General features: G+C 60.7%; 23 protein-coding genes and 1 pseudogene. 11 read left to right on the forward strand and 13 right to left on the reverse strand.

The features are described from left to right. Positions 1–22 precede the first annotated feature (22 nt). From AC56QP_RS11895 to AC56QP_RS11925, 7 genes are all read right to left on the reverse strand, one after another. Positions 23–247, reverse strand: a complete 225-nt coding sequence (locus AC56QP_RS11895) for a DNA -binding domain-containing protein (protein ID WP_489859579.1) — start codon at positions 245–247, stop codon at positions 23–25. A gap of 323 nt (positions 248–570) precedes the next feature. After that, positions 571–807, reverse strand: coding sequence for a transcriptional regulator domain-containing protein (locus tag AC56QP_RS11900; RefSeq protein ID WP_489859578.1), 237 nt, complete (start codon positions 805–807; stop codon positions 571–573). A gap of 38 nt (positions 808–845) precedes the next feature. Beyond that, on the reverse strand, positions 846–1478 hold the full coding sequence (locus tag AC56QP_RS11905; RefSeq protein ID WP_489859577.1) for an acyl-homoserine-lactone synthase: 633 nt from the start codon (positions 1476–1478) through the stop codon (positions 846–848). A gap of 92 nt (positions 1479–1570) precedes the next feature. Next, entirely contained in the window at positions 1571–2290 is a 720-nt protein-coding gene (locus AC56QP_RS11910) for a helix-turn-helix transcriptional regulator (RefSeq protein WP_489859576.1), read from the reverse strand. Between the two features lie 488 nt (positions 2291–2778). Further along, the gene (locus tag AC56QP_RS11915) at positions 2779–3315 is read right to left on the reverse strand and encodes a Mov34/MPN/PAD-1 family protein (RefSeq protein WP_497104012.1); all 537 of its coding nucleotides are present in this window, start codon (positions 3313–3315) and stop codon (positions 2779–2781) included. Continuing rightward, positions 3297–5075, reverse strand: a complete 1779-nt coding sequence (locus AC56QP_RS11920; protein ID WP_497100553.1) for a ThiF family adenylyltransferase — start codon at positions 5073–5075, stop codon at positions 3297–3299. Before AC56QP_RS11920 ends, AC56QP_RS11915 begins: the two co-directional genes overlap by 19 nt. Before the next feature lie 886 nt (positions 5076–5961). Beyond that, positions 5962–6441, reverse strand: a complete 480-nt coding sequence (locus AC56QP_RS11925) for a penicillin acylase family protein (protein ID WP_489859574.1) — start codon at positions 6439–6441, stop codon at positions 5962–5964. 426 nt (positions 6442–6867) lie between these two features. On the opposite strand from AC56QP_RS11925, the gene AC56QP_RS11930 reads away from it, so the two are divergent. Then, complete coding sequence (locus AC56QP_RS11930; protein WP_489859573.1) at positions 6868–8469, forward strand: ABC transporter substrate-binding protein; 1602 nt, start codon at positions 6868–6870, stop codon at positions 8467–8469. Positions 8470–8598: 129 nt separating this feature from the next. On the opposite strand, the gene AC56QP_RS11935 is transcribed toward AC56QP_RS11930, so the two are convergent. Beyond that, the gene (locus AC56QP_RS11935; RefSeq protein WP_489859572.1) at positions 8599–8751 is read right to left on the reverse strand and encodes a hypothetical protein; all 153 of its coding nucleotides are present in this window, start codon (positions 8749–8751) and stop codon (positions 8599–8601) included. A 168-nt stretch (positions 8752–8919) separates the two neighbouring features. Between AC56QP_RS11935 and ggt the strand changes: the two genes are divergently transcribed. The 10 genes and pseudogenes from ggt to AC56QP_RS11985 all read left to right on the forward strand — a co-directional run bounded on the left by ggt (position 8920) and on the right by AC56QP_RS11985 (position 19006). Then, entirely contained in the window at positions 8920–10506 is a 1587-nt protein-coding gene (gene ggt, locus AC56QP_RS11940; RefSeq protein ID WP_497100552.1) for a gamma-glutamyltransferase, read from the forward strand. A gap of 103 nt (positions 10507–10609) precedes the next feature. Next, complete coding sequence (locus AC56QP_RS11945; RefSeq protein WP_489863616.1) at positions 10610–11284, forward strand: ABC transporter substrate-binding protein; 675 nt, start codon at positions 10610–10612, stop codon at positions 11282–11284. Then, the gene (locus AC56QP_RS11950; protein ID WP_489859571.1) at positions 11281–11487 is read left to right on the forward strand and encodes a hypothetical protein; all 207 of its coding nucleotides are present in this window, start codon (positions 11281–11283) and stop codon (positions 11485–11487) included. Before AC56QP_RS11945 ends, AC56QP_RS11950 begins: the two co-directional genes overlap by 4 nt. Positions 11488–11635: 148 nt before the next feature. Then, entirely contained in the window at positions 11636–13123 is a 1488-nt protein-coding gene (locus tag AC56QP_RS11955; protein ID WP_497100551.1) for a M81 family metallopeptidase, read from the forward strand. Between the two features lie 639 nt (positions 13124–13762). Further along, positions 13763–14590: a condensation domain-containing protein gene (locus AC56QP_RS11960; RefSeq protein WP_489859568.1), complete on the forward strand. Its 828-nt coding sequence runs from the start codon at positions 13763–13765 to the stop codon at positions 14588–14590. After that, complete coding sequence (locus AC56QP_RS11965) at positions 14581–15768, forward strand: D-alanine--D-alanine ligase family protein (protein ID WP_489859567.1); 1188 nt, start codon at positions 14581–14583, stop codon at positions 15766–15768. The genes AC56QP_RS11960 and AC56QP_RS11965 overlap by 10 nt, the downstream gene beginning before the upstream one ends. Beyond that, positions 15665–16903, forward strand: a complete 1239-nt coding sequence (gene istA / locus AC56QP_RS11970) for an IS21 family transposase (RefSeq protein WP_489863615.1) — start codon at positions 15665–15667, stop codon at positions 16901–16903. The genes AC56QP_RS11965 and istA overlap by 104 nt, the downstream gene beginning before the upstream one ends. After that, positions 16900–17781, forward strand: a complete 882-nt coding sequence (gene istB / locus AC56QP_RS11975; RefSeq protein ID WP_489859566.1) for an IS21-like element helper ATPase IstB — start codon at positions 16900–16902, stop codon at positions 17779–17781. Before istA ends, istB begins: the two co-directional genes overlap by 4 nt. A gap of 214 nt (positions 17782–17995) precedes the next feature. Then, a pseudogene (locus tag AC56QP_RS11980) lies at positions 17996–18161 on the forward strand (gamma-glutamyltransferase); the annotation flags it as partial. Positions 18162–18724: 563 nt separating this feature from the next. Next, positions 18725–19006 carry a DNA -binding domain-containing protein gene (locus AC56QP_RS11985; RefSeq protein WP_489859565.1) on the forward strand — a complete coding sequence of 94 codons (282 nt, stop codon included), beginning with the start codon at positions 18725–18727 and terminating at the stop codon, positions 19004–19006. Between the two features lie 25 nt (positions 19007–19031). On the opposite strand, the gene AC56QP_RS11990 is transcribed toward AC56QP_RS11985, so the two are convergent. The 5 genes from AC56QP_RS11990 to AC56QP_RS12010 form a co-directional block, all read right to left on the reverse strand. Continuing rightward, positions 19032–19358, reverse strand: coding sequence for a DUF2285 domain-containing protein (locus tag AC56QP_RS11990; protein WP_489859564.1), 327 nt, complete (start codon positions 19356–19358; stop codon positions 19032–19034). Positions 19359–19366: 8 nt separating this feature from the next. Then, complete coding sequence (locus tag AC56QP_RS11995; protein WP_489859563.1) at positions 19367–21274, reverse strand: DDE-type integrase/transposase/recombinase; 1908 nt, start codon at positions 21272–21274, stop codon at positions 19367–19369. 398 nt (positions 21275–21672) lie between these two features. Beyond that, a complete protein-coding gene (locus tag AC56QP_RS12000; protein WP_489859562.1) occupies positions 21673–21912 on the reverse strand; it encodes a transcriptional regulator domain-containing protein in 240 nt (79 codons plus the stop codon). Continuing rightward, entirely contained in the window at positions 21834–22139 is a 306-nt protein-coding gene (locus AC56QP_RS12005; RefSeq protein WP_489859561.1) for an acyl-homoserine-lactone synthase, read from the reverse strand. The genes AC56QP_RS12000 and AC56QP_RS12005 overlap by 79 nt, the downstream gene beginning before the upstream one ends. A gap of 49 nt (positions 22140–22188) precedes the next feature. Further along, on the reverse strand, positions 22189–22575 hold the full coding sequence (locus AC56QP_RS12010; RefSeq protein WP_497100550.1) for an acyl-homoserine-lactone synthase: 387 nt from the start codon (positions 22573–22575) through the stop codon (positions 22189–22191). Positions 22576–22661 lie beyond the last annotated feature (86 nt).

Here is a 22661-nt window from a genome sequence, read left to right on the forward strand (position 1 = left end):
CAGCGCGGACTGTGATGCTTTTTCAGACGTGGAAGTCTCGATAGCCACCATTCAGGGTGACGGCGCGGCGGATGCGGTCGCGCAGGTGATCGCGAGGATCCCTCCAGTCGGCATGGACGCGGCCCTGACCTATCAGCGCTTCAGCGATTTCGCGATGTGACGCTCCGACGAGCGATCCGTCGAGCGCACGAAGAACGAAGGTCAATCGGGGGCCGCGTTTGTCGGGCGGAAACAAGCGTGTGGGCATTTGTCCGTGCGCACAGAGGGCATTGAGGCACTCGAGTGCCCACAGGCGATGCTTCGAAAGTGCTGCCGGCCAGATCGCCTCGGCGCGCAGGTAAACAGGCCGCAGGATGTCCGCACCCGAGACAGCGAGCTGGAGACTGCGATGCGCATTGCGAAGAAGAACATGCTGGCTCTTGCATCAGCAGGACTGTCGCACGACATGACAACGCCGCCAGGTCGAAAGGCGACGTCGCCGACAATGTGGACAGCTGTTCCGCAATGATCGGCAACACATGTGCGCACCGAGGCGGACACCAGAACACGGCCGCACTGCGCCCATAAGCCTCAGCGAAACAAAACACCCCAGCGCGACAGGTCGCCGGCCGACGCGATCACCTCGACGGGGGCGCTACGCGGCAAATTGTTGGCCCGCTGGAGCGCAGCGAGCAGATCCCGCTGGAATGCCGGGTTGCGTCTCAGAAACTCCCAGGCCCAGCCCCGCACCGTCAAATGAGCGGTGTAGTCGTACGATCTTTCGTCCCACCAGTCTGGCGTAACGTCTGTCGCAACAGATGCGGGCATGACGGTACTCCCCTGCCCGCCCCCGTTGCGTGGAAAGATCATGCCACCCGCCGAAGCACTGGCGACCATAGCACCGGACCGCCAATGCCGCCGTTTTGTCGAACCACCTGCAATATTTCTCTCGACACTTCGAGATAGCCGGCCAGCGCGCGGGTGACGCCGATCGTTTGCGGCTCGCCGATCCGCTCAAGCGGCCAGCCGGCGCGCCGAAGGATGCGCTCCAAACGCAAATCGGTGACTGTCACGATGCGGCTGAGCTGGCGCGACAGACCGAACTCGATCATGCCGGCGAAGAGTTCGTTGGTACCGAGAGCAATACCTCCCGCTCCCTTCGGTGCGGACGGCGCAATGTCGAGCGCGAAGCGGCTGCTTTCCCAGATGCGCGAGTCCCCGGGCGCGGTCTTGCCCTCCAACAGCATCGGAAACGTGTCGCGAAGCATTGTCGGGCCTGTAGAGGGCAAAAGGCGCACGCAACCAGCGACTCGAGCGTCGAAACTATGGAGCAGCAGGTAGTGAGGTCTCAGCGCGTCAAAGGTATCAATCTCATGCCCGCCATTCACTCCCACGTTCCAATCGAGACGTTCCTTGAAGACGCGGTAGCGCAGGCGATGCATTGCATGCAGTTCGTCGGCAAAGTCATCGTAGCAGTCGGGCGCAATCAGCTGGATCATCGAAGGCCTCCTCGCCGGGATATCTCCCCGCTATTGGAGGCGAATCTTCACGATCTGGCAGCCTGTGCAGTTGCGCAGGTGAGGCTGACTTGTCATTGAAGCGAAAAACCTGAACGGGCGAGACGCGTAATCGCCTGTCTGGTGGTCGTCAATCCAAGCTTTCGGCGAGCGTTGCCCAGATGAAACGCGGCTGTGTGCCGCGTGATCCCGAGGATACGGCCGATATCGCGGGCCGACTTGCCCTTCGCGGACCATTGCAAGCATTCGTATTCGCGCGGCGTCAGCGACACACCGTCCACCATTCGATTGCCCGAAAGCCTGCTGCGAACGAACATATGAAAACTGGTCGCGATAAACGGGAGACCTTGTTCATAGCGTTCCTCGACTCGGAAAAATGCAGGATCGGGCTTGTCAGCGGCAAAGGTCATCGCCGCAAAATTCCCTCGGAGATCTATAATCGGGATCGTCACGCCGCAGCAGATGCCGAACTGCGCCGCTTCTTCGAAAACCTGAGCCCCTGAAGCCTCGCTGCCCTTCAGATCGGATCCCCATCGAAACGGGCATCCACCACAGCGTGCACGCACAATGACCGGGTCGACACTCTGGTACCGGTTTTCAAGATAGCGCGATGTCCAGTGCGCCGGATAGTTCGAGATCAGCGTGGGCTTGCCACCAGACCGCATTGGCAAGGATAGGTAGGCAAAAGCGAGTAGATCGAGTTCCGAAGCTACATCGGCCAGGGCGCTGCGAAGATCGGCCTCATCGATGCTTTCCGACAGCCGTTCCAAAAATCTCTCGAAGACAGCTTGCACGTCTCTCGCCCTACCTTGAACTCACCCCCGATTCACACGCAGCGAAGCGCTGCTACGGCGCATACCGCCGGGCAGACAGCGGGAAGACAAGCGGCCTAACTCGCCGGGAATGCAGCACGTTATAAAATCACGCCCAACGCCGCGAAGTCGGCACGATGTCGCGCTAACTTTCTGCCTGCTCGAACAAGGACGCTTCGAGACATTTGCCAGCAGCGCAATGCCGGCGGACGACTTGGGCCTGTTCATACGGAACCCGCGATCTCCCCACCGGGACGTCGTTGTGGCGACCTTGGTCAAACGGCTGAGACCAGAGCAAGAAATCTCGTTGGGAAACGTTGAGGCGTCCGACCCGGACTTCTCCCGTTCGCGCCCGATGTGAGTGTGATCTCGATAATCTGGCCACGATGACACTGCCCCAGATCGTAGTGCGTGAAATTCATTTTGCCCTCATTCTGTGTGCCCGAATGCTGAAACGGTCGGAATTTTTATTAAAGCTTCGCGATTTCCTCGCCTGTTTCGGAAGCGCGACTCGAGTAGGCTAAGATGGTCGCCTCTCTCTCATCCAATACTTCAAAGAGAAATAACTTAGTCCGGAATTGGCAGAGCCATGGATGCAAGACCCATTCATGTGGTTTGCCGCACATGAGGACCATGAGGGGCTTCTGATTGCGCGCAGCCGGTGTCCTGATGATCGTCTTCAGGCATGCTCGATCCGTCCAACTCAGGCGGTTCGAAACTGCATCCGGGTGTGTGTGCCAGTCCCCAAGATACGTGTCCAACCTCCCCGAACGTTCATAGTGCTTCGCGATCTCCGCGTGCTGCCAGCTTTGATCAGGGAGAAAGCTGCTTCGCTCATGAGATGCTTGGGGCCCGGCCGGTATCATTGCAGTTACGACGGCAACGTTGCTTTCGGCCCAGTACCCCATGAAGGTCCCACCCGTTTCCCGATCATACCAAAGGTCGGCATCGGTCTGCATGCCCTGCATGATCGCTCGAGGCAGCCATACTACGGGTTGCATCCGCATTCCAGCATGGGAGGCAACCCGTCGACCCGCCAAGACGGCGGCACCCGCTTGATGCCGTCATGCAATGTGAGGGTGTGAACCAAGGATTCCTTGAAATCGTCTGGCTGCCAAAGCATGTCCACGGTCAAGCGGACAGCTTCCAAAGATAATTCATGGAGATCGAATGAAGCCCCAGTGAAGGTCAGCTCGGCGCATCCAGCCGGCTGATTCAGCCCTGATGTTTCTCCTGATCCAGGAGCTTTATCGATCAAACCTTTCGCATAGGCGAATTCGCGGCAGGTTGGACAGCCGGATTTCGGCTGGTAGGCAGCAACGACACCTCCCTTCAATGAGAGCGACCCGAAAAGAGAGATCATCGGTTTGCCTGCGGACTTGCAGTGATCAGCCAGCAAACGTGAGATTCCGGAAGAGGCCGTCGCGTCGATGACGATGTCCGCCTTCCCAAAGATCGGCGGTAGAACTGAATGGTCTCCTCCGGTCCCGTGGGCAGCCGTGGCTATCCCTACGGTGTGATGGATCGCCTCGACCTCGACCCCTGGGTATTCGGATTCCACATGCTGCTTGACGGCAGCGGTCTTTCGCATTCCCCAGGCCGTCGCACCAAGCGGCCATCGGATGGAGTTTCCTGGTTCGACGATGTCATGGTCGATAACGGTGAGATGGGAACAGCCGTTGCGGGCAAGCTCGATCGCAACTGGGGCACCAATAGCTCCCATTCCGAAGATGGCGATCACCTTGTCTTTCAAGATGCCAACTGACGGAACTCGGGCGCCGATGTCTGTGGCCCCGGCGCGGAGCGTAGGCACGATGATCATCGAGGGGCTGGTAGCTCTCTGCCCCTGCTTCACAGGCCGGAACGACTTTGCCGGTCCGTAACGCAGTGGAAATAGCCAGGTGTCGCCGTCAATACCGTGGCTGAGTTCCGTCGACTGGACAGTGACGGACATCGAAATGGCGGGCGAGTCATAAGTGATCGCGCGGCTTTCGAAGGTAATCTGGTCCTGCACCTTTCGATCACGCCAGCCCTCGCGCGGTGGCGGCGCGAAACGACCTACGCGCCTCCATGGAAATGTGCCTGTGACCTTCTTCAATTCAAGTCCGTGGGGAAGAGGATATGTCCGAGTAGCTAGAACGGATCCGTCCTTCGCCTTGATTTCCTCAACCGCACCCTGGAATCTGATTTTGTTGTCCATCTTCTGCAGGGAGTAAGACACCCGCAGCGTTCCCTCTGTTTGATCTCCTACGTTCCAGGCGGTGTCGATCAACATGTAGCTCCCATCGACATAGCCAGGGAATGCTGGGGCAATGCCGTTCCACCAGACTTCCATCGGTTCGCCCTGCGGATCCTCCACGCCCGTGCCATCCAGAGCGTTGGTGAGCTGTTTCTCAAGAAGTTTCGCCAACGTCCACTCGATGGACCACAGTCCCGTGTCACGGCCCAACAAGCAAAGGTTACCGTCAGTCGGTGAGCAATGTTTGTGCGGAAAGGTTTCCGGGTTTCCTCGAAGGGCGACTTGCGGGCGGACGAAGGGATAGCTGTCGGGGAAAACTGCGCGAAGCTGGCAGACTTCCCCGGATGCCAGCGGCCATTCAAACTCGACGCAGAGCACCCCGTTTTTCAGTTGGTCTTCGTCGATTCGTAGCGAGTCTCGGGCGAAGAATGCGAGGTCACGGAGTTCGAAATCAAATCGTCCTACGCAGGTATACTCCCAGTGGGGGAGCATACCTGCTTTCAGATCGCGATAGCCTATCCAGTTCATCCTACGGGACGGTCCGGCGGCTGAGGTGGGTCCTTAGGGCCAGGCGGAACGCCGGGCGGACGACCCGGAACCCCATCTGGCGGGCCCGGGACCCAGTCGGGCGGGCCGGGCGGGGTGTGGCCTGGATTGCCGGGGGTTGGGGGCCGTGCCATGTTGATTCTCCATTTTGGCTTTGGTCGAAGATACAGATTTTCACATCGCGGCGTTCTCAGCTAAGCTGAGAAGATACGATTGTTTTATTTCGGTTGAGCATAATCCGCCGCTCGAGATGCGGTTTGGCGGCCCGTGCGAGGACGCGGCGCTGGCGCCGCCTCGCGCGCGACTACGAACAGCGCATCGACGTCTCCAAATCCATGGCCTACGTCGCCACGCGAAGTCTTTCGCTGCGCATAATCAGCCATTGAACCAATTCTCAAAAAGACTCTAACGACTGATCGGACGGCGACATTTGAGAACTATAGTAATTAGGGACGAGAGTTTGCGCCAAAATGCGTTGGCTGCTGAAATATGGGCTGCAGAAACCGGCGCGCTTTGAAACGTCACCAGCCACTGCGTTGCGCGCTGTGACCGGATATGGTCTTCCTCCTGATGCTAGGGTCCGGCCCAAGACCGATCGCAACGATGCCCTGCTCAAATCTTTGGACCGTTTGCTTCGAGTCCGTTCATTCGAAGGCCGCTGCTGCGCAGAGGCTGCGGACGATCGGAAGCAGCTAGGAAGGCAGCTGGCAGGGCATGATGGCAAACTGGCAAACGCGCCGGGAATGCCGGAGTGTGGCGCGGGCGATCCCCTGGGGCGCCGATACTGCGCATCCGATGAAGCCGGCCATATTTGAAGCTCTGATGTTGGGAATCCCAATCGATTAATATTGGATAGAAACTTTGGCTACTACAGCGCTATCGACGCATGCTCGGCCACCTGTTGGTGCGTGGCGAACCAGACACAAGCGCGGATTAGCTCCTCAACGATGATGATCCAGGTCTCGAAAAGTGCGGCTGGTGACGACTCCGGATCCATCACACAGTCCCAAGCGAGCATATGGGCTGCCGCACGGCCCGCCGCCTCGTTTTCGAATCGCAGATGGCGGAGGATCGCCTGCATCCGTTCCGCTGGGATCGAATAAAGATCATTCTGAAGCGCGCAGGATTCAGCGAGTGTGTTTCGGTTGGCCATCCAGGACCGGCAAATCCGTCGCGCCCGGCTTCGGTCGTTCCATTCGTAGCTGATCGGTGGATTGCCCACCTCCCAGCCCGACGGCAGATTCATCTCGTTGGCTGTCGCAAGGAAGCCCCGTTCGGGATTTCGGGCCGACGGCAAATCTTCCGGCGCGACATAGCCGCTCCACTCGTAGCGCCCGTCGCCCGACACAGGCAGGAGCCCGTTCCAGTTGGGCCGGATCGGGGTCTTGCCGGCCGTCTGCCAACCGGCCTGGGGCGGTCAAAAGGTTCGGCCGGATCGGCGCCGCCGAGCGCGAGCTCCTCGAACAGGTCCCGTCCCACTTCGAGCGGCTCGTGCGTTCCGAAGATGAGCTGCCGCGCGCGCCCCGCGGAGGTGAGACATTCCAAATCTCGCCCGCTTTGCGCGGCCTGCATTTCAGCAGTCGGCGCATTTTGGCGCAAACGTTCCTCCCGCCGGTGCTACCATTCTCAAAAATGCCGCCGCCCGATCGCCCGATCAGTCGTTTGTTAGAGTCGTTTGTTAGAAACGACAGGCGAGCCCTGGCTGGTGGCGTCGACAAGGCCCAATAAGCGCGGGTTAACCGCGCCGGTGGCTCAAAATAAGGGGAACTTGAACATGACGATTTCTCGACGCAACCTCTTCAAGGTGGGTATCGCGGCCGGAGCAGCTTTATCGATCCCTTCCGTCCTGCGGGCGCAGACATCACCAACGACCCACCGGACGGTGCGCATGGTGAAGGGTGACCTTACCGTCTTCGACCCGGTCGTTACAACGTCTACCATCACCACCGACCATGGTTTGGCCATTTACGACACGCTGTTTGCGCTCGACCCCAAGTTGATGCCGCAGCCGCAAATGGTAGGGGAGTGGGGCGTTTCCGACGACAAGAAGACCTACACGTTCGAGCTCCGGGATGGCCTGGGCTGGCACGATGGCACTCCCGTCACTGCGGCGGACTGTGTGGCCTCGATCCGTCGCTGGGGACAGGTGGATCCCGGCGGACAACTCCTCATCGAGCGAGCCAGAGATATCTCGAAGAAGGATGACAAGACCTTCACGATCACGCTCAAGGAACCGCTGGGGCTGCTGATCGATCTGCTGGCGACATCAGGGCAACCCCTGTTTATCATGCGCGAGAAGGACGCCAATCGCCCCGCAACCGAGCAGGTGACCGCGAATATCGGTTCGGGGCCGTTCAAGTTTAACCATGCTCTTGCGAAGCCGGGCGCGAGCTTCACCTACGATCGCAACGAAAAATATGTGCCGCGCAGCGAGGCGTCCGACGGATTCGCCGGTGGGAAGGTCGTCAAGATCGATCGCGTCATTTGGGAAAATATCGCCGATCAGCAGACTGCTTTCGCGGCCTTGCAAGGGGGTGAAATTGACTTCGTTCAGTCGCCGCCCGCCGATCTTTATTCAGCGATCGAGAGCGACCCTAACCTTGAACTCCAGCTTCTGAACACGACGGGCAGCGATTACTACCTGCGCATGAACTGTCTGCAGAAGCCGTTCGACAATGTGAAGGCCCGCCAAGCGATGCTTCACCTGGTCGATCAGGAGGCGTTTTTGCGCGTTACTGCCCCCGACCCAAAGTACGCCAACACCGTCACTTCGATATTTGGAACCGGAACGCTCTATTCCAACGACGAAAATACGGGATGGTACAAGAAGGGCGGCGACCTGGAAAAAGCCAAGCAACTCTTCAAGGAAGCGGGATATGCGGGCGAGAAAGTCGTCATCCTGCAGCCCACGGACTGGGCGGAGGGGAGCAACGCCTCTCAGCTTCTAGCGGCCACGCTACGAACGATTGAGGTGAATGCCGAGCTTGCGCCGAGCGACTGGGGCGGAGTTGTTGCGCGCCGGGCGAACAAGGGCCCCGTCGAGAACGGTGGCTGGAGCATATTCATCACGAGCCAGTCCGATTACGAACACGGCGATCCGATCGGCTCACCATTCTTTCTCGCGAATGGCGACAAGGCCTGGTATGGCTGGCCGAAGAACGACGAATTTGAGGCTCTTCGGGCCCAATGGGCAGATGTCGAAACGCTCGAAGAGCGCAAGGCGCTGTCCCGCAACATGCAAAGGGTTTGGTGGGACTTCGTCGGCGCCGTCTTCTTGGGTCAAGCGAAATCGCCAATTGCGCGCCGCAGGGCACTCACCCACCTCATCAGCACCCCGGGGGCATACATCCCTATGTGGAACATGCAGAAGGCCTGAGCGCAATTGGGGGCCGCCTACATCCTTCGCAGGCTTCTCACGCTGTCGCCGGCGACCCATGATCTCTGGCGTCGTCATCACGGAAACGGTTTTGTTCGACAATCCCGACAAGCGCGGTGCGGGTATCGTTCAGGCCGGACCAGGCGCGGAGCTGAGCGCGGCCGGCGTCTGGCCGCTCCGGCGCAGCACCGCGTCGCGGATCAGCCGCATGCGGTCGTTGCCGAAATACATGCCGTCGCTGCCGACGAACGTGGTCGGCGAGCCGAAGTCGCCGCGATCCAAATCAGCAGGACTTCTCTGGCCTAAAGATTGCCGTAGAGACTGGAACAACAATCCAAACCCAGCTCGAGGCGCAAAACCACAAGTTGAAGGGACCGGCGGATCTGGCTTTGCCGGCTTCGGGCACCGCCAACGGTCCGAGACATCGTACTAAAAAGAAGGCAGAAATATATGCGCGATTTCCAAGTTCCCGGTCGGTCACCGGTCCGATCCACGCAGGGTATGGCCGCCACATCACACCCCTTATCAACGCTTGCAGCGATAGAGACTCTTCACTCTGGCGGCAACGCGGTGGACGCGGCGATCTGTGCCTCTGCCGTGCAAGCCGTGGTCGAGCCGCAATCCACCGGGATTGGCGGCGATTGCTTCGTGCTTTACTGCCCCTCCGGGACGGACGAGCCTATCGCGCTCAACGGGTCTGGCCGTGCGCCTGCAGAAGCGACTATCGATTGGTATCGCGGCCAGGGCATGACGGCCATGCCGACATACGGGCCCCATTCCGTGACAGTGCCAGGGGCGATCGATGCGTGGTGCCGCCTGCAACAGGACCATGGCAAGCTCACGCTGGCCGACGTGCTTGCTCCCGCCATTCGTTACGCCGCGGCGGGCTATGTCGTGCATGACCGCGTGGCTTTCGATTGGGCGGCGTCGGCGAGCCTTCTGTCGGCCGACCCGCATTCGGCCGAAATCTTCTTACCTGGCGGCCAAGCTCCGCAAGCTGGCGATATCCACCGCCAGCCGGCCTTGGCGCGCACCCTGCAGAAGATCGCGACCGACGGGCGCGACGGCTTCTACGCCGGCTCAGTCGCCGAAGCCATCGTGCGGCGACTAAACGCGCTCGACGGGCTCCACACGACAGAAGATTTTTCCGCGACGGCGAGTGACTACGTCGCACCCATCTCGACAGAATACCGCGGTTATCGCATTCATCAGATGCCGCCGAACAATCAGGGTCTAACGGCGCTCCTGATGCTCAACATTCTGTCAGGTCAGTGCCTCACCGAGCTCGATCCGCATGGGGCAGACCGGTTCCACTTGGAGGTCGAGGCGGGTCGTCTGGCCTATCGCGAGCGCAACCTCCGACTGGGCGATGCCGAGAGCAGCTGGGAAGCCGTAACAGAGATGCTGTCCTCCCAGCACGCCGATTGCTTGCGTCGGGAAATCAACCTCGGTCGTGCCATGATCAATCTGCCCGATCCTGAACTGGCCACGAGCGACACGGTCTATATCTCGGTCGTCGACAAGGATCGCAATGCAATCAGTTTCATCAATTCGACCTACAATTACTTCGGCAGCGGGATCACCTGCCCCGAGACGGGCGTCGTTCTACAGAATCGCGGTGCGAGCTTCCGGCTGAACCCACAGCACCCCAATGCCCTGGCCCCCCGCAAGCGCCCGCTGCACACCATCATGCCGGGCATGGTGACGCGGGCCGGGCGCGCGGTGATGCCCTATGGCGTCATGGGCGGGGATTACCAGCCCTTCGGTCACGCTCATTTCCTCACCAACGTGATCGACTACGGAATGGACCTGCAGGAGGCAATCGATAGTCCGCGCGTGTTCTACCAGGACGGATGCGTGGTCGTTGAACACGGCGTGAGCGAGGATGCAATCCGTCAACTGCGGGACAAAGGGCACAAGGTGGCGCTTGCGGACAAGCCTCATGGTGGCGGACAGGCCATCTGGATAAACTGGGAACGAGGCACGCTTACGGGGGCTTCGGACCCTCGCAAGGACGGCATGGCGGTCGGATATTGAGCCGTCACGGCGCACTGGGTCCTGAAAGAGTTTCAGAAGGTCTACACCGACCCGGCATCTCCGTTGCACGTACGGGAGGACCCAATGCAGTTCATCAGGCTTGATGGAATCGTTTATCGCGGGGCATTTTGCACGTGTTCTTCAACATGAGAACCGGTTTGAGCCAGAGGTCAGGCTCATTTCAAACCGCGCCGCTGTGTGCGGTGCGTATTTCAGCTGCCAACGCATTTTGGCGCAAACTCTCCTCCCCCAGGCATTACCGTTAAAAATGTCGTCTCCCGGTCAGGTCTGCGTTGGAGAGCGGCCACGCAAGGAGGCGCCAGACGGACTGGCGGGCGGGAAGATCGTGAAGGTCGATCATGTCATCTGGGACAATATTGCCGATCAACAGACTGCTTCCGCCGCCTTGCAAGCGGGTGAGATTGATTACGTTGAAGCGCCTCTCACAGATCTTTTCTCAGAGATCGAGAGCGATCCCGAGCTTGAACTCCAAGTTCTGAACAATGCGGGCGAAGACATGTACTTGCGCATAAACTGTCTGCAAAAGCCGTTCGACACCGTGAAGGCGCGCCAAACGCTGCTGCACTTGGTCGATCAGAAGGCGATGGTGCGCGCCGCATTCGGCGACCCAAAATACTTCAACACCGTCACTTCGACGTTTGGAAACGAAGCATCGGTCTCCAGCGACGAAACACGGGATGGTTCAAGAAGGGCGGCGATCCGGAAAAGGGCAGGCAAGTGTTCGAGGAGGCCGGATATGCAGGCGAGAAGGTCGTGATTCTCCAGACAACGGACCGGCCGCCGGCCGACAAGGCATCACAGCTTCCGGCGGCCACGCTGCGCAAGATTGGCTTCAATGCCGAGCTTGCGCCGAGCGACTGGGCCGGGGCTGTTGCGCGCCGGGCGAACAAGGGCCCCATTGAGGACGGCGTTTGGATGTCCGAACTGCAGCCCAGCTCGACCCCCCAGCTGGACAGCTAACTTGGGCCGTCCGGCCGCGAGACTTGCGCTCTGTCCTTGGACGACGCTCGACCATTAGTGCTTGCATTGACCCTTGCCTCTAACAGGTGAGCCATCCCTTGTCCTGAGCCTATGCTCCAGGTCCGTCCCTAGCACCGAAAGAGGTCCTATGAACTACCGCGTCCTCACTGGCCAAATCTCCCAGGAGACTAACACCTTCAACAAAATACCGACCAGGCTCGACCAATTCCGGGCCTCGGGATTGCTGCTGGGCGACGAGATTCCGCCGGCGTGGCGCGGCACGCGCACCGCGCTCGGCGCGACGTTCGAGGCGGCGGACAAATTTGACTGGACGCTCTCCCATTCGCTCGTCTCTAGCGCCAACCCGGGGGGAACGGTGACGAAGGAAACTTTTGAGCAACTCTGCTCCTGGTTCCTTGCAGGCGCTGAGGGCTGCGATGGCGCGCTTATTGACCTCCACGGTGCGATGGTCGCTGAGGGCTATGAGGACGCGGAGGGCGAGATCCTGGCCCGCCTTCGTACAGTCCTCGGCCCCGATGCGCCGATCGTCGTCACGCTCGACCTGCATGCCAACGTCACGGAGAAGATGGCGACGAACGCCTCGGCGCTGATTGCCGTGCGCACATATCCTCATATCGACTACTATGAACGCGCTTGGCAGGCGGCCGAGTTGCTCAACCGCGCTCTTCGCGGCGAGATCCGTCCGCGCACCGTCATCGCCAAACGCCCGATGCTGCACGGTCTTGATTATGGGCGCACTCAGGTAGGCCCGATGCGCGAGCTGATTGAGCGCGGCGAGGCGCTGGAAGCCTCTGGCAAGGCGCTCGTGGTCAGCGTCTGCGCCGGGTTCTCTCTAAGCGACATTTACGATGTCGGGCCCAGCGTCACCGTTACTGCCGAGGGCGATACCACCGAGGCGCAGCGCATCGCCGAGGAATTTATGGACTATGCTTGGGAGACACGTGAGTTTGTCTCCGTCAGCCACACAGCTATTAGCATCGACGAGGCGGTGGAACGCGCCAAATCCGGTGAGGCGGGCGCCGACAAGCCACTGGTGCTCGCTGATGTCAGCGACAATCCCGGGGGCGGTGCTTACGGCGATACGACGAACCTGCTTCGCGCGATGATCGCGGCCGATCTCCAGAACGCCGCCTTCCATGCGATTTTCGATCCGGCCGCCGTGCAGACCGGTATTGCCATCGGCATCGGGAACAAGGGGCGCATCCTGCTCGGCGGTAAGTACGCCCCCGAGGCGGGCGGAGGGCCGCTCGAAGTCGAGGCGCAGATTGTCTCCATCACTGACGGGCATTTTCGCTGCTATGGACCTATGGGCGGAGGCCAATGGCGCAATTATGGGCCGAGCCTTATGCTACGCGTTGGCGGCGTCGAAGTCGCGGTGATCACGCGGAACGGCCAAGCGACCGACCTCGCCCAGCTCACCTCCCTCGGTATCGACCCGCTTCACTGCGCGACCATAGTAGTGAAGTCTTATCATCATTTCCGTGCGGCGTTGGAACCGATCGCGCGCGAGGTAATCGGGGTCGACGGCGGCGGGATGCTGGGATCCGCCCCCCTATCAAGGTACCACCGTGTCCGGCGCCCGATTTGGCCACTCGATGAGATCAAGCCCTATTAGCTGTGGAGCCTTCTGTGGTTGCCGCCCGGAATGCAAGAGGCTTCTGGCCCTTTTCGACGTGTGGATCGAGTGCGGTCTTCTGTCAGGCCTTCATGTGCGGCATTCCAGAAGCCGCTGGTCGGTATGGTGATCTGCAGATCCAATTCTCAACAACGAGCGCATTGGCTCTTTGGCTCCAGCTGGGTTTCCTGATCCAGATCTGTTCGATCGTTGCGCCCATTCGGGTCGTCGCCTTCTCACCCCCTTTACCGGCGCCGGGCTGTTTGCTGCAGGTCGATTATGCAGCCGCAGCCGACGCCGGATTCCGATAATCCTCATTTGTTCTGAGCATCGCCCTGATCGCCCACGCCATCTTTGCCAGGGCGATCGCCACGAGCATTCGCGGCTTTCTCGACAGCTCATACAAGTTCCAAGTGACAACTTCGTCATTCGACGTTCTGTGTCAGCCGTGTCCGATTAAAAACGTCATGTTCGGGACTCGACACGCGGAGGCGCAAGCATTCGGCCGTTGCGGCATAAAACACATGGTTTGCCCTCTTACTCGCACAACCTCTTCGGTGGCACGCCGATTGTAGGGGACATGGTGAAGCATCCGTTTTGACTATTGCGGTCTGGCGGTCTCCGGCCGAGGAGGTCCATATGAAACTTGCTCAAACGATGCAACTCGATGCGATAGAGACTGCACTGTTGAGTGCTGTCCCGCCAATCGAAGCGTTGCCGCGTCCGTCGCGGATGCCGCTGTCATTCCCGCAGCAGCGGCTTTGGTTCCTGTCGCGTCGGGCGGGCGGCAGCAAGGCCTGTCACATCCAGGTTGGGCTTCGGCTTCGCGGCGAGCTAGACCAGGCGGCACTGCAATCGGCTTTGGACGGGGTAGTGGCGCGTCACGAGGTGCTGCACACCACCTTCGGTGTGGAGGACGGCGAGCCGTTCCAGCGGATCGGGCCGGCGGACGTGGGCCTGCCGCTGAAACGAGACGATCTGACAGCGGTAGCGAATGTGGAGGCGACGCTCGCGGAGCTGATGCGGCATGAAGCGCAGGCGGAGTTCGACCTGGAAGCCGGGCCGCTGATCCGCGGACGGTTGCTGCGCCTGGCGGTGGACGATCATGCGCTTCTGATCACCATGCATCACATGGTCTCGGACGACTGGTCGCGGACGATCCTGACACGCGAGCCCTGCGAGCTCTACGCCGCGGCCCGGGGCGGCCGCGCGGATCGGCTGACGCCGTTGCCGGTGCAGTATGCCTTTTACCCGGTTTTGGCAGCGCCGTTGGCTGTTGGGCGAGGTGCTGAAACGTCAGTCGGCATACTGGCTCCGGATGCTGGAGGGAGCAAGTCCGTTCGCCGCTCGGCCGGCCGTACCGGCGGGGCGCGAGGGGTCCAGACGAGCTGTTCCCTTCGATCAACCAAATCCGAGCGTATGAACGCAATAGCGAGAAAACATCCAGGGAGTATCTTATGCGAATAGCCGTGGTGTGGAACCATGATTATACGGGCGTGATCAACCGGTTCGGTCAGTCTTCTCCGGAGGAATACGACCACGAGATGGTCGAAAGCGTCGCGGCGGCACTGCAAGAGGGCGGCCACGAGACGCTGCTGTGCGAAGGCGATAAAGGACTGCTCGCTACGCTCGAGCGGTTCATGCCGCCCGATCCCCAAGCCTGTCCCTCCGGATTCGTCTTCAACATGGCGTATGGAATTCAGGGCGAGTGCCGTTTGACCCACGTTCCGGCCATGCTCGAGATGGCCGGCGTTCCGTACACCGGATCGAGCCCGCTCGGGCATGGGCTGGCGTTCGATAAAGTCATCACCAAGAGACTCATCACCGATTGCGGCGTGCCGACGCCGAACTTCCGCGTCATGCGCCGCGGCACCGAGAATACCGGCGACCTGCGATTCCCAGTGGTAGTGAAGCCCCGTCACGAACTCGCCAGCTTCGGAGTGCAGCTCGTACATGAGCCTGCTCAGCTGAGGCACGCCGTGGAAGTGATCGTCACGCAGTATTCGCAGGATGCGCTCGTGGAAGAATACATCGAGGGGCGGGAAATCTGGGTCGCGCTGCTGGGAAACGGAGATCTCGAGGTGTTGCCTCCGGTGGAGCTGGACTTCGGCGAGCGCGAAGCGCGTCTCATGACTTGGGAAGCGAAGCACGTGGCGACCGCGGCGCCGCAGACGATTTGCCCGGCGCAAATCGGGAGCAAGCTTGCAACGGTGCTGCGGGATATTTCGGTTGCGACCTTCCGTGCCTGCCATTGCCGGGATTACGCCCGCGTAGACCTCCGAATCGACCACTCCGGCCAGCCCTTTGTCCTGGAAATCAACTCCATGCCGGTGCTCGGTATGGGCAGCAGTTATGTCCTGGCCACGACGGCCTGTCGATACCGGATCAATACTCCCCAGAAGTGCCGTTTGAATCTTCCTCAGTCTAGTGTTGCCGCCGGTCCTCCGGGGCGCGCCCCGGAGGACCGGCGGCGCGTCATCACCGATACTGCTCTCGATGGTCGAGAGGGGAATGGCGGTGATCAAACTCGGGGAGATAGTCATGATCTTGGATATGCACCGGCAGGGGCTGTCGGTGTCAGCGATCGCCAGGCAGACCGGCGTCGATCGAAAGACAATCCGCAAATACATCGAGCGTGGCCTTGAGGCGCCTGCCTATGGACCAAGAAAGCCGCGGGCGACGGTGATTGATCCCTTCACCACCTATCTGCGTGAACGGGTTGCTGCCTATCCCGGCCTTAGCGGTCGGCGGCTCTTGCGAGAACTGAAGGATCGTGGGTACGCCGGTGGCTACACTACCGTCACGGACTTCCTCAGAGACGTTCGTCCGACCTCAGAAGCCGGCTTTGAAGTTCGGTTTGAAACAGCTCCCGGCGAACAGGCACAGGTGGATTTCGCCCAATTCCATGTCGTCTTCACCGACGAGCCGGCAACCCCCAGGATCGTCTGGCTGTTTTCTATGGTGCTGGGCTATAGCCGTCTCATCTGGGCGCGCTTTGCCATGCATCAGGATCTGCCGACGGTGTTGCGATGCCACGCGGCGGCGTTCGATGCGATCGGCGGCGTCCCGCGCGAGATCCTTTACGACCGGATGAAGACAGCGGTCATCGGCGAAGGCGAAACGGGCGGCATTGTTTATAACCGTGCTCTGCTCGATCTCGCCCGCCATTTCGGCTTTCATCCAAAGGCCTGCAAACCATATCGCGCCAAGACGAAGGGAAAGGTCGAGCGACCATTTCGCTATATTCGTGAAGACTTCTTCCTGGCGCGCTCGTTTCGTAACCTTGATGATCTTAACACCCAACTGCGGCAATGGCTGGATGCCGTTGCCAATCCGCGCGTGCACGCCACAACGCAGCGCGTCGTCGTCGAGGCCTTCGCGGAAGAGCGCCTTCATCTGCGTCCCTTGCCGCTGGCTCCGTTCCGATCGGTTCTGCGGCTTGAGCGAAGGATATCCCGAGAGGGCATGGTGAGTGTCGGTGGAAACGCATACAGCGTGCCCGACGCCACCAGAAGGCGGCTCGTCGAGGTTCACACCTTGGCCAATGAGGTTCGAATCTTCGAAGACGGCGCGCTGATTGCTGTCCATCCGGTGTTGGAAGGTCGCCATCAGCGCCGCGTCGAACCAGGACACAGAACCCTTCGCTCACCGCCGCGATCGCGATCGCGCGTCAACAATGACGAGATCATTCTTCATGGATCCGGAGACCGGGTCACGCAGCGGCCGCTCGCCTTCTATGACGCCGTCGCCAGAGCCATGGCGCAGGAGAACCGCCCATGAACGCCGCTCTCGATGCCGTGCCGTCGATGATCGACCGCATTCGCCATGACCTTGTCGGCTTGAAGATGCCACGTGCCCTTGAAGCGCTCGACCATATTGTCCGCCGCCTGGAGCATGGCGAGCTGTCGGCACTCGAAGCGATCGACATTCTCCTTTCCGAAGAGCTGACCCTGCGCGAGAACAGTCGCATAAAGACGGCGCTGCGGATGGGTCGGCTGGCAACCATCAAAACGCTCGCCGGCTTCGATTTCACTTTCCAGCCCTCCCTCGATCGCGATCGGATCTTCACGCTCGCGCAACTGGGTTTCGTCGAAAGGCACGAGGCCGTCCATTTCCTCGGGCCGCCGGGAACCGGCAAAAGCCATCTCGCCGTGGCGCTCGGCGTCGAGGCTGTCAAAGCCGGCAAGAGCGTCTACTTCTGTACGCTTGCCGATCTCATCGCAGCGCTGTCCAGGGCCGAGCGCGAGGGACGGCTGCAAGAACGCATCCGCTTCTTCTGCAGGCCAGGTCTGCTGATCGTCGATGAGATCGGTTATCTCCCGGTCATCGCCGGCGGCGGCAACCTGTTCTTCCAGCTCGTCAACGCCCGCTACGAGAAAGGGGCAATGATCCTGACGTCCAATCGCGGCTTTGCAGAGTGGGGCGATGTTTTTGGAGACGCCGTGGTCGCCACCGCGCTTCTCGACAGGCTTTTGCATCATGCCGTCGTCGTTCAGATCGAAGGATCAAGCTACAGGCTGCGCCAACATGCCGAATTGATGCCTGAACACGTCCGTTCGAAAGCCCTGATTACTCCACCGTCCTTCGCCCCACCATCACGGCCGCGAGGGCGGCCGCCGAAAAATACCCAATTCTCCATGCCGTCCGAGACGGCATAATTGGGGAATTTTACTTCGGCACTTTTGAGGAAAGTTCACCCGGTATTGACACGGCCGCCGGACACAGCTTCTCGAGCTTGGTTACTCGTATCCTCGATGTCGCCCACACGCGGTATTTCGGAACCGGCATCCCCTAGGCCGAACACGCATCGAGCCGACGTCCTGCGGGCGCCACCTTCACCCGAGAAAACAACCGGCGACCGGTTCGCGTGGCATGGTGGTGACCAATCACCCGCTCGCTTCCGCCGCGGGGGCGGAAATGTTCGCTGCCGGCGGCAACGCGATCGACGCCGCCATCGCGGCCTTATTCACCCTCACAGTCGTTGAACCGATGATGGTCGGGGTACTGGATGGGGGGTGTGGCTCACATCCGCCTCGCTGCCGCGGCGGGCCTAGAAGGGAGAGCCGCCCACCCCGCGCCACCGGGGAAGGCCAACAAACAAACCGCGACGGCCGTCTGGCCGGCGACCGTCAGCAGCCCACAGGCTGCCCGCGGCAGGGGGCGAAGCCGAATGGCCGAGACCGCCTGAGCCTGCCGAAGAAAAGCGGGCTCGGTTCACGAGCACCCAGTGCGCCGTGAGGCGCGCGGGCACCCGCTACGTCCGCAGGCTGGCCAGAATCTCGCACGCATCAACCTCAAGCGCCGCAGTTACGTCGAGAAACTCAATGATATCGAGACGTCGCTCTCCACCCTCGTACCTGGCCACGAAGGATTGCGGCCGACCAAGCTTCTCAGCTACCTGCGCCTGGGAGGCCTTTGGCGTTGCGCAGCGATATTAGCTGGGCCAGAAACCGCTGGTGGCGGGGCGATCGAAGAGATTTGGGCATGTCGGCGAATCGGTCACGTAAAGACCGGCTCAGCGACTAATCCCAGTTTCGGATTATCCCAGTTTGGGATATTCTGCATGGATCCAGGGATCGACATGCGAGGTTTACAGCAGACATGAATCGATCAACGGGAACAGATGGGACTCAAGGCTCAACGCTTCGCGACGAAGTCCCCTGGTCGGAGAGTCTCACAGCCTATGACAGGGAGCATTTCAGGATCTACCTGCGGATCCTGGACGCCTGCGCCGACAATGCCAGCGAAGAGGAGATGGCCGATCTCATTCTCGGCATCGACGCAGCCCTTGAGCCGGTCCGCGCCCGCAAGGCTCTTCGCAGCCATATCGACCGCGCGAACTGGATGATGACGACCGGCTACAAGGAACTGTTCGCCGGCTGACGCACGGCGCGGACTATGACGTTTTTCAAACAAGGAAGTCTCTGTACCCGCCATTCATGAGCGCACGGCCGCGAGAGACGGCGCGGCGGATGCGGTCGCGGAGGTGATCGCGAGGATCCGTCCAGTCGGCGAGGACGCGCCTCTCACCGATCAGCACTTCAGCGATCTCGCGATGTGACGCTTCGGCGAGCGATCCGTCGAGGGCGCGAAGAACGAAGTTCAATCGGGGGCCGCGTTTTTCCGGCGGAACCAAGCGGGCAGGCAATTCGCCGTAAGCACAAAGGGCATTGAGGCACTCGAGTGCCCACAGGTGTCGTGTTGCCTCACCTAATTTTGTTACCGAGTGCCTCATCAAGAATGTTACCCGCTCGCCAGGCGTGCGGAATCTGAAGCGACATACGGCGCTAGGCTGCTGACTTCGCCGATGAGCCGCTGCACGGCTTGTTGTCGCCACGCCCTTACTCGCTTCTGCAACGTGTGAAGCTGGTGCAAGCTGTATCGTCCGGGATAACGGACCTGGAACTCGACGAGAAGTTCAAGTGCGGTCTGATCCGGACGCTCTTCAAGGCATCGTGCCATCTCTTCCCAATGGTCCTTAAAGATGTCGGGACGTCGGCCGCGCGGTTTGTCGTTGAGCCGACGATAAGTCTTTGGCCCAACGACAACACCGCGGGCGCGAGCCGCTTGGCGCCAGAGATTGACCCGTCGAACGAGTGTTTTGTACTGCTTGCGGGTAAATCGACCTGGAAACTGGACGCACAGCTCCTCGAAGAGCTGCGTGGCGTTGATGTTGGGGAATTCCTCCAATCGGCGACAAACGATCGGCCACACCATGCGGAGCGCCTGGACGCGGGCTTGGCCAGGCTCGGCGTAGACCAGCTTCGGCTTCTCCTGCATCTTCGCGGCTGTCACGGGAGGAGTGGGTGGGATCACCGGTTTGAGCGTCGGCGAGGGACTCGCAATAAGGGTTTGTGTCGAGACCTTTTGTAGACTTCGCAGGTAACGCGGTTTGGCCTCAATGGAGAAGGTCGGACGGATCTCGCCCGCATGCCAGGCGCTCGATAGGCTGGCTACGAACGCGGCCAGGTTGGGCGGTTCCAATGTCGCCGGTGGCGGTGTTTCGCCGTCAGCCAGCGCCGCCAGATAAGCCTGGACAGCTCGCATCTCCTCCAGCAGCTTCAGCGGATCGAGGTCGCCGGCGATCTCGCGCAGCTTGCTCTTGGCGGCCATCGGGATAGCCTCCGCCTGCAGGAGACGCTCGCAGGGAGTCTGCGGTGGATGATAGCGCTTAGCTACCTTCGCACCGTCACGCTGTTTGGCAGCCAGCTTGAACGAGGGCTGGAAGAAGTTCACGAACAGCCGGGATGCCGCGTAGAGGCGCGTGATCGCTCTGGCCGCCGCCAAGCCCTCGAAGCGCCGATACCCCAGGAGCTTCCGTACTACGGCGCCATTTTTCTGCTCTATCCACGCTTGGTCGTTCTTACGGTAAGGCCGCGAGCGAGTGAGTTCGATGCCGTGACCAAGGCAATATTCGATCAGCCTGTTGTTGACGAACTCGCTGCCATTATCCACATCCAGCGCTCTCAGGGCAAAGGGCAAGCCCGTGCGGATCCGATCGAGTGTCTCGACCACGAGGGTACCTTCTCGGACCACGATGGGCGCGGCCTCCGTCCATCCGCTCGCGATGTCGGTCAGAACCAGGCTGTGAACGTAGCTACCGCGGTTGACTTCCCCGCAATGAGCGACCAGGTCCATCTCCATGCTGCCGGGCAGCGGCTCGTTCCAGTCGGCAAAGGTGCGCATTTTGATGCGCCGCCGGGGCTCTGGCATAACCCTTGGCGGCTTTTTCGTACGCATGGTGCGCCTTGGCATCTGGAGCAAGCGGTCGATCGTCGCGGCGCTCATCGACAGGACCTTGTGGTGTATCTCCTCCTCGAGCTTCAAATGCCCATTGCGTTCCAGCGCCGGCAATAGAATGGGCAGCAGTGCCTTGAGGCGCTTGCCGCAGACTCGATCTGAAGCTTCCCACAGCACAATCAAGGCGGCCCGAGCGGCCTCATCATAGAGCGACGGGCGTTGGCGGGTCTGACGGTGCTTCGGCTCCGGGCGGCTGTTCAGGACACGGATTGCGGACTTTTCGTGATACCCCGTCGCCGCAATGAACTCCTCCAAGATCCGGCGCTTGTCCTTGGTCGTCGCGGCCGCATAGCGATCCCTGACCGCATTGGCCAGTTCCATACGCATGGCATGTGTCATCTTCGTCTTCATGTTGCCTCCCTGGTGGTGAAGGCACCATGGCGACATGCGCCTTCACGGGTAATATTTTAGGTGAGGCAACGAACCCGCGCGGTAACATTTTCCTTGAGGCAACGCGACACACAGGCGATGCTTCAAAAGCGCTGGGGGCCAGATCGCCTCGGCACGCAGGTGAAACTGGCTGCAGGATGTCCGCACCCGAGACAGCGATCTGGAGGCTGCGCTCCGCATTGCCAAGAAGAACATGCTGGCTCTTGTCGGGCACCATCAGGACCGCCGCACGACATGGCAATGCCGTCAGTTCGAACGGCGATGCCGTCGACGATGAAGATGGCTGTTCCGCAATGACCGGCAGGACATTTGCGCAGCGGCGCGGACTCCAGAACACGGCCGCCCTGCGCCCCTGGGATTCAGCGAAACAAAACACCCCAGCGCAACAGGTCGCCGGCCGACGCGATCACCTCGACGGGTGCTCCGCGCGAGAAACTGTTGGCCTGCCGGAGCGCGGCGAGCAGATCACGCTGGAATGCCGGATTGCGCCGCAAGAACTCCCAGGCCCAACCGCGCAGCGTCAGCTGAGCGGTATAGTCGTATGATCTTTCATGCCACCAGTCGGGCGGATCGGTCTCTGTCGCAACAGATGTCTGCATGACCGCGCTACCCCTGCCCGCCCCAGTCGCGTGGAAAGATCATGCGACGCGACGAAGCACCGGCGCCCGTGGCACCGGACCGACCATGCCAGCGTTTCGCTGCACAACGTGCAGTCTTTCGACACTTCGAGATAGCCGGCCAGCGCGCGCGTGACGCCGATCGTGTGCGGCTCTCCGATCCGCTCAAGCGGCCATCCGGCTCGCCGAAGGATGCGCTCGATGCGCAAGTCGGTGACGGTGACGATGTGGCTGGTCGGCGCGACAGGCCGAACTCGATCATGCCGGCGAAGAGCTCGTAGGTGCCGACGGCAATGCCGCCCACTCCTTTCGGTGCAGACGAAGCAATGTCGAGGGCGAAGCGGCTGCTTTCCCAGATGCGCGGGTCCTCGGGCGCGGTTTCCCCCTCCAAAAGCACCGGAAGGTGTCGCGAAGCATAGTCGGGCCGGTCGAGGGCAGAAGGCGCACGCAACCATCGACGAACCGTCGAAACCGCGCAGCCAGGTAGTGCGGTCTGAGCGCGTCGAAGGAATCGATCTCGTAGCTGCCATCGGCTCGCACGTCCCAGTCGAGCCGTTCCTTGAAGACGCGGTAGCGCAGGCGATGCATTGCATGCAGTTCGTCGGCAACGTCGTCGTAGCAGTCGGGCGTAATAAGTTGGATCATCAAAGGCCTCCTCGCGGGGGAAATTTCCCCGCCATTGGAGGCGAACCTTCACCCCAGGGCAGCCTGTACAGCTGCACAGGTGAGGC

This window comes from Mesorhizobium sp. RCAM 05104, assembly GCF_059683645.1.

Coding starts and splice junctions, on each gene's coding strand:
- AC56QP_RS11895 (WP_489859579.1), bottom strand. CDS start 247: ATGCCCACACGCTTGTTTCCGCCCGACAAACGCGGCCCCCGATTGACC.
- AC56QP_RS11900 (WP_489859578.1), bottom strand. CDS start 807: ATGCCCGCATCTGTTGCGACAGACGTTACGCCAGACTGGTGGGACGAA.
- AC56QP_RS11905 (WP_489859577.1), bottom strand. CDS start 1,478: ATGATCCAGCTGATTGCGCCCGACTGCTACGATGACTTTGCCGACGAA.
- AC56QP_RS11915 (WP_497104012.1), bottom strand. CDS start 3,315: ATGCGGATGCAACCCGTAGTATGGCTGCCTCGAGCGATCATGCAGGGC.
- AC56QP_RS11920 (WP_497100553.1), bottom strand. CDS start 5,075: ATGAACTGGATAGGCTATCGCGATCTGAAAGCAGGTATGCTCCCCCAC.
- AC56QP_RS11930 (WP_489859573.1), top strand. CDS start 6,868: ATGACGATTTCTCGACGCAACCTCTTCAAGGTGGGTATCGCGGCCGGA.
- ggt (WP_497100552.1), top strand. CDS start 8,920: ATGCGCGATTTCCAAGTTCCCGGTCGGTCACCGGTCCGATCCACGCAG.
- AC56QP_RS11945 (WP_489863616.1), top strand. CDS start 10,610: ATGGAATCGTTTATCGCGGGGCATTTTGCACGTGTTCTTCAACATGAG.
- AC56QP_RS11955 (WP_497100551.1), top strand. CDS start 11,636: ATGAACTACCGCGTCCTCACTGGCCAAATCTCCCAGGAGACTAACACC.
- AC56QP_RS11960 (WP_489859568.1), top strand. CDS start 13,763: ATGAAACTTGCTCAAACGATGCAACTCGATGCGATAGAGACTGCACTG.
- AC56QP_RS11965 (WP_489859567.1), top strand. CDS start 14,581: ATGCGAATAGCCGTGGTGTGGAACCATGATTATACGGGCGTGATCAAC.
- istA (WP_489863615.1), top strand. CDS start 15,665: ATGATCTTGGATATGCACCGGCAGGGGCTGTCGGTGTCAGCGATCGCC.
- istB (WP_489859566.1), top strand. CDS start 16,900: ATGAACGCCGCTCTCGATGCCGTGCCGTCGATGATCGACCGCATTCGC.
- AC56QP_RS11985 (WP_489859565.1), top strand. CDS start 18,725: ATGAATCGATCAACGGGAACAGATGGGACTCAAGGCTCAACGCTTCGC.
- AC56QP_RS11990 (WP_489859564.1), bottom strand. CDS start 19,358: ATGAGGCACTCGGTAACAAAATTAGGTGAGGCAACACGACACCTGTGG.
- AC56QP_RS11995 (WP_489859563.1), bottom strand. CDS start 21,274: ATGAAGACGAAGATGACACATGCCATGCGTATGGAACTGGCCAATGCG.
- AC56QP_RS12000 (WP_489859562.1), bottom strand. CDS start 21,912: ATGCAGACATCTGTTGCGACAGAGACCGATCCGCCCGACTGGTGGCAT.
- AC56QP_RS12010 (WP_497100550.1), bottom strand. CDS start 22,575: ATGATCCAACTTATTACGCCCGACTGCTACGACGACGTTGCCGACGAA.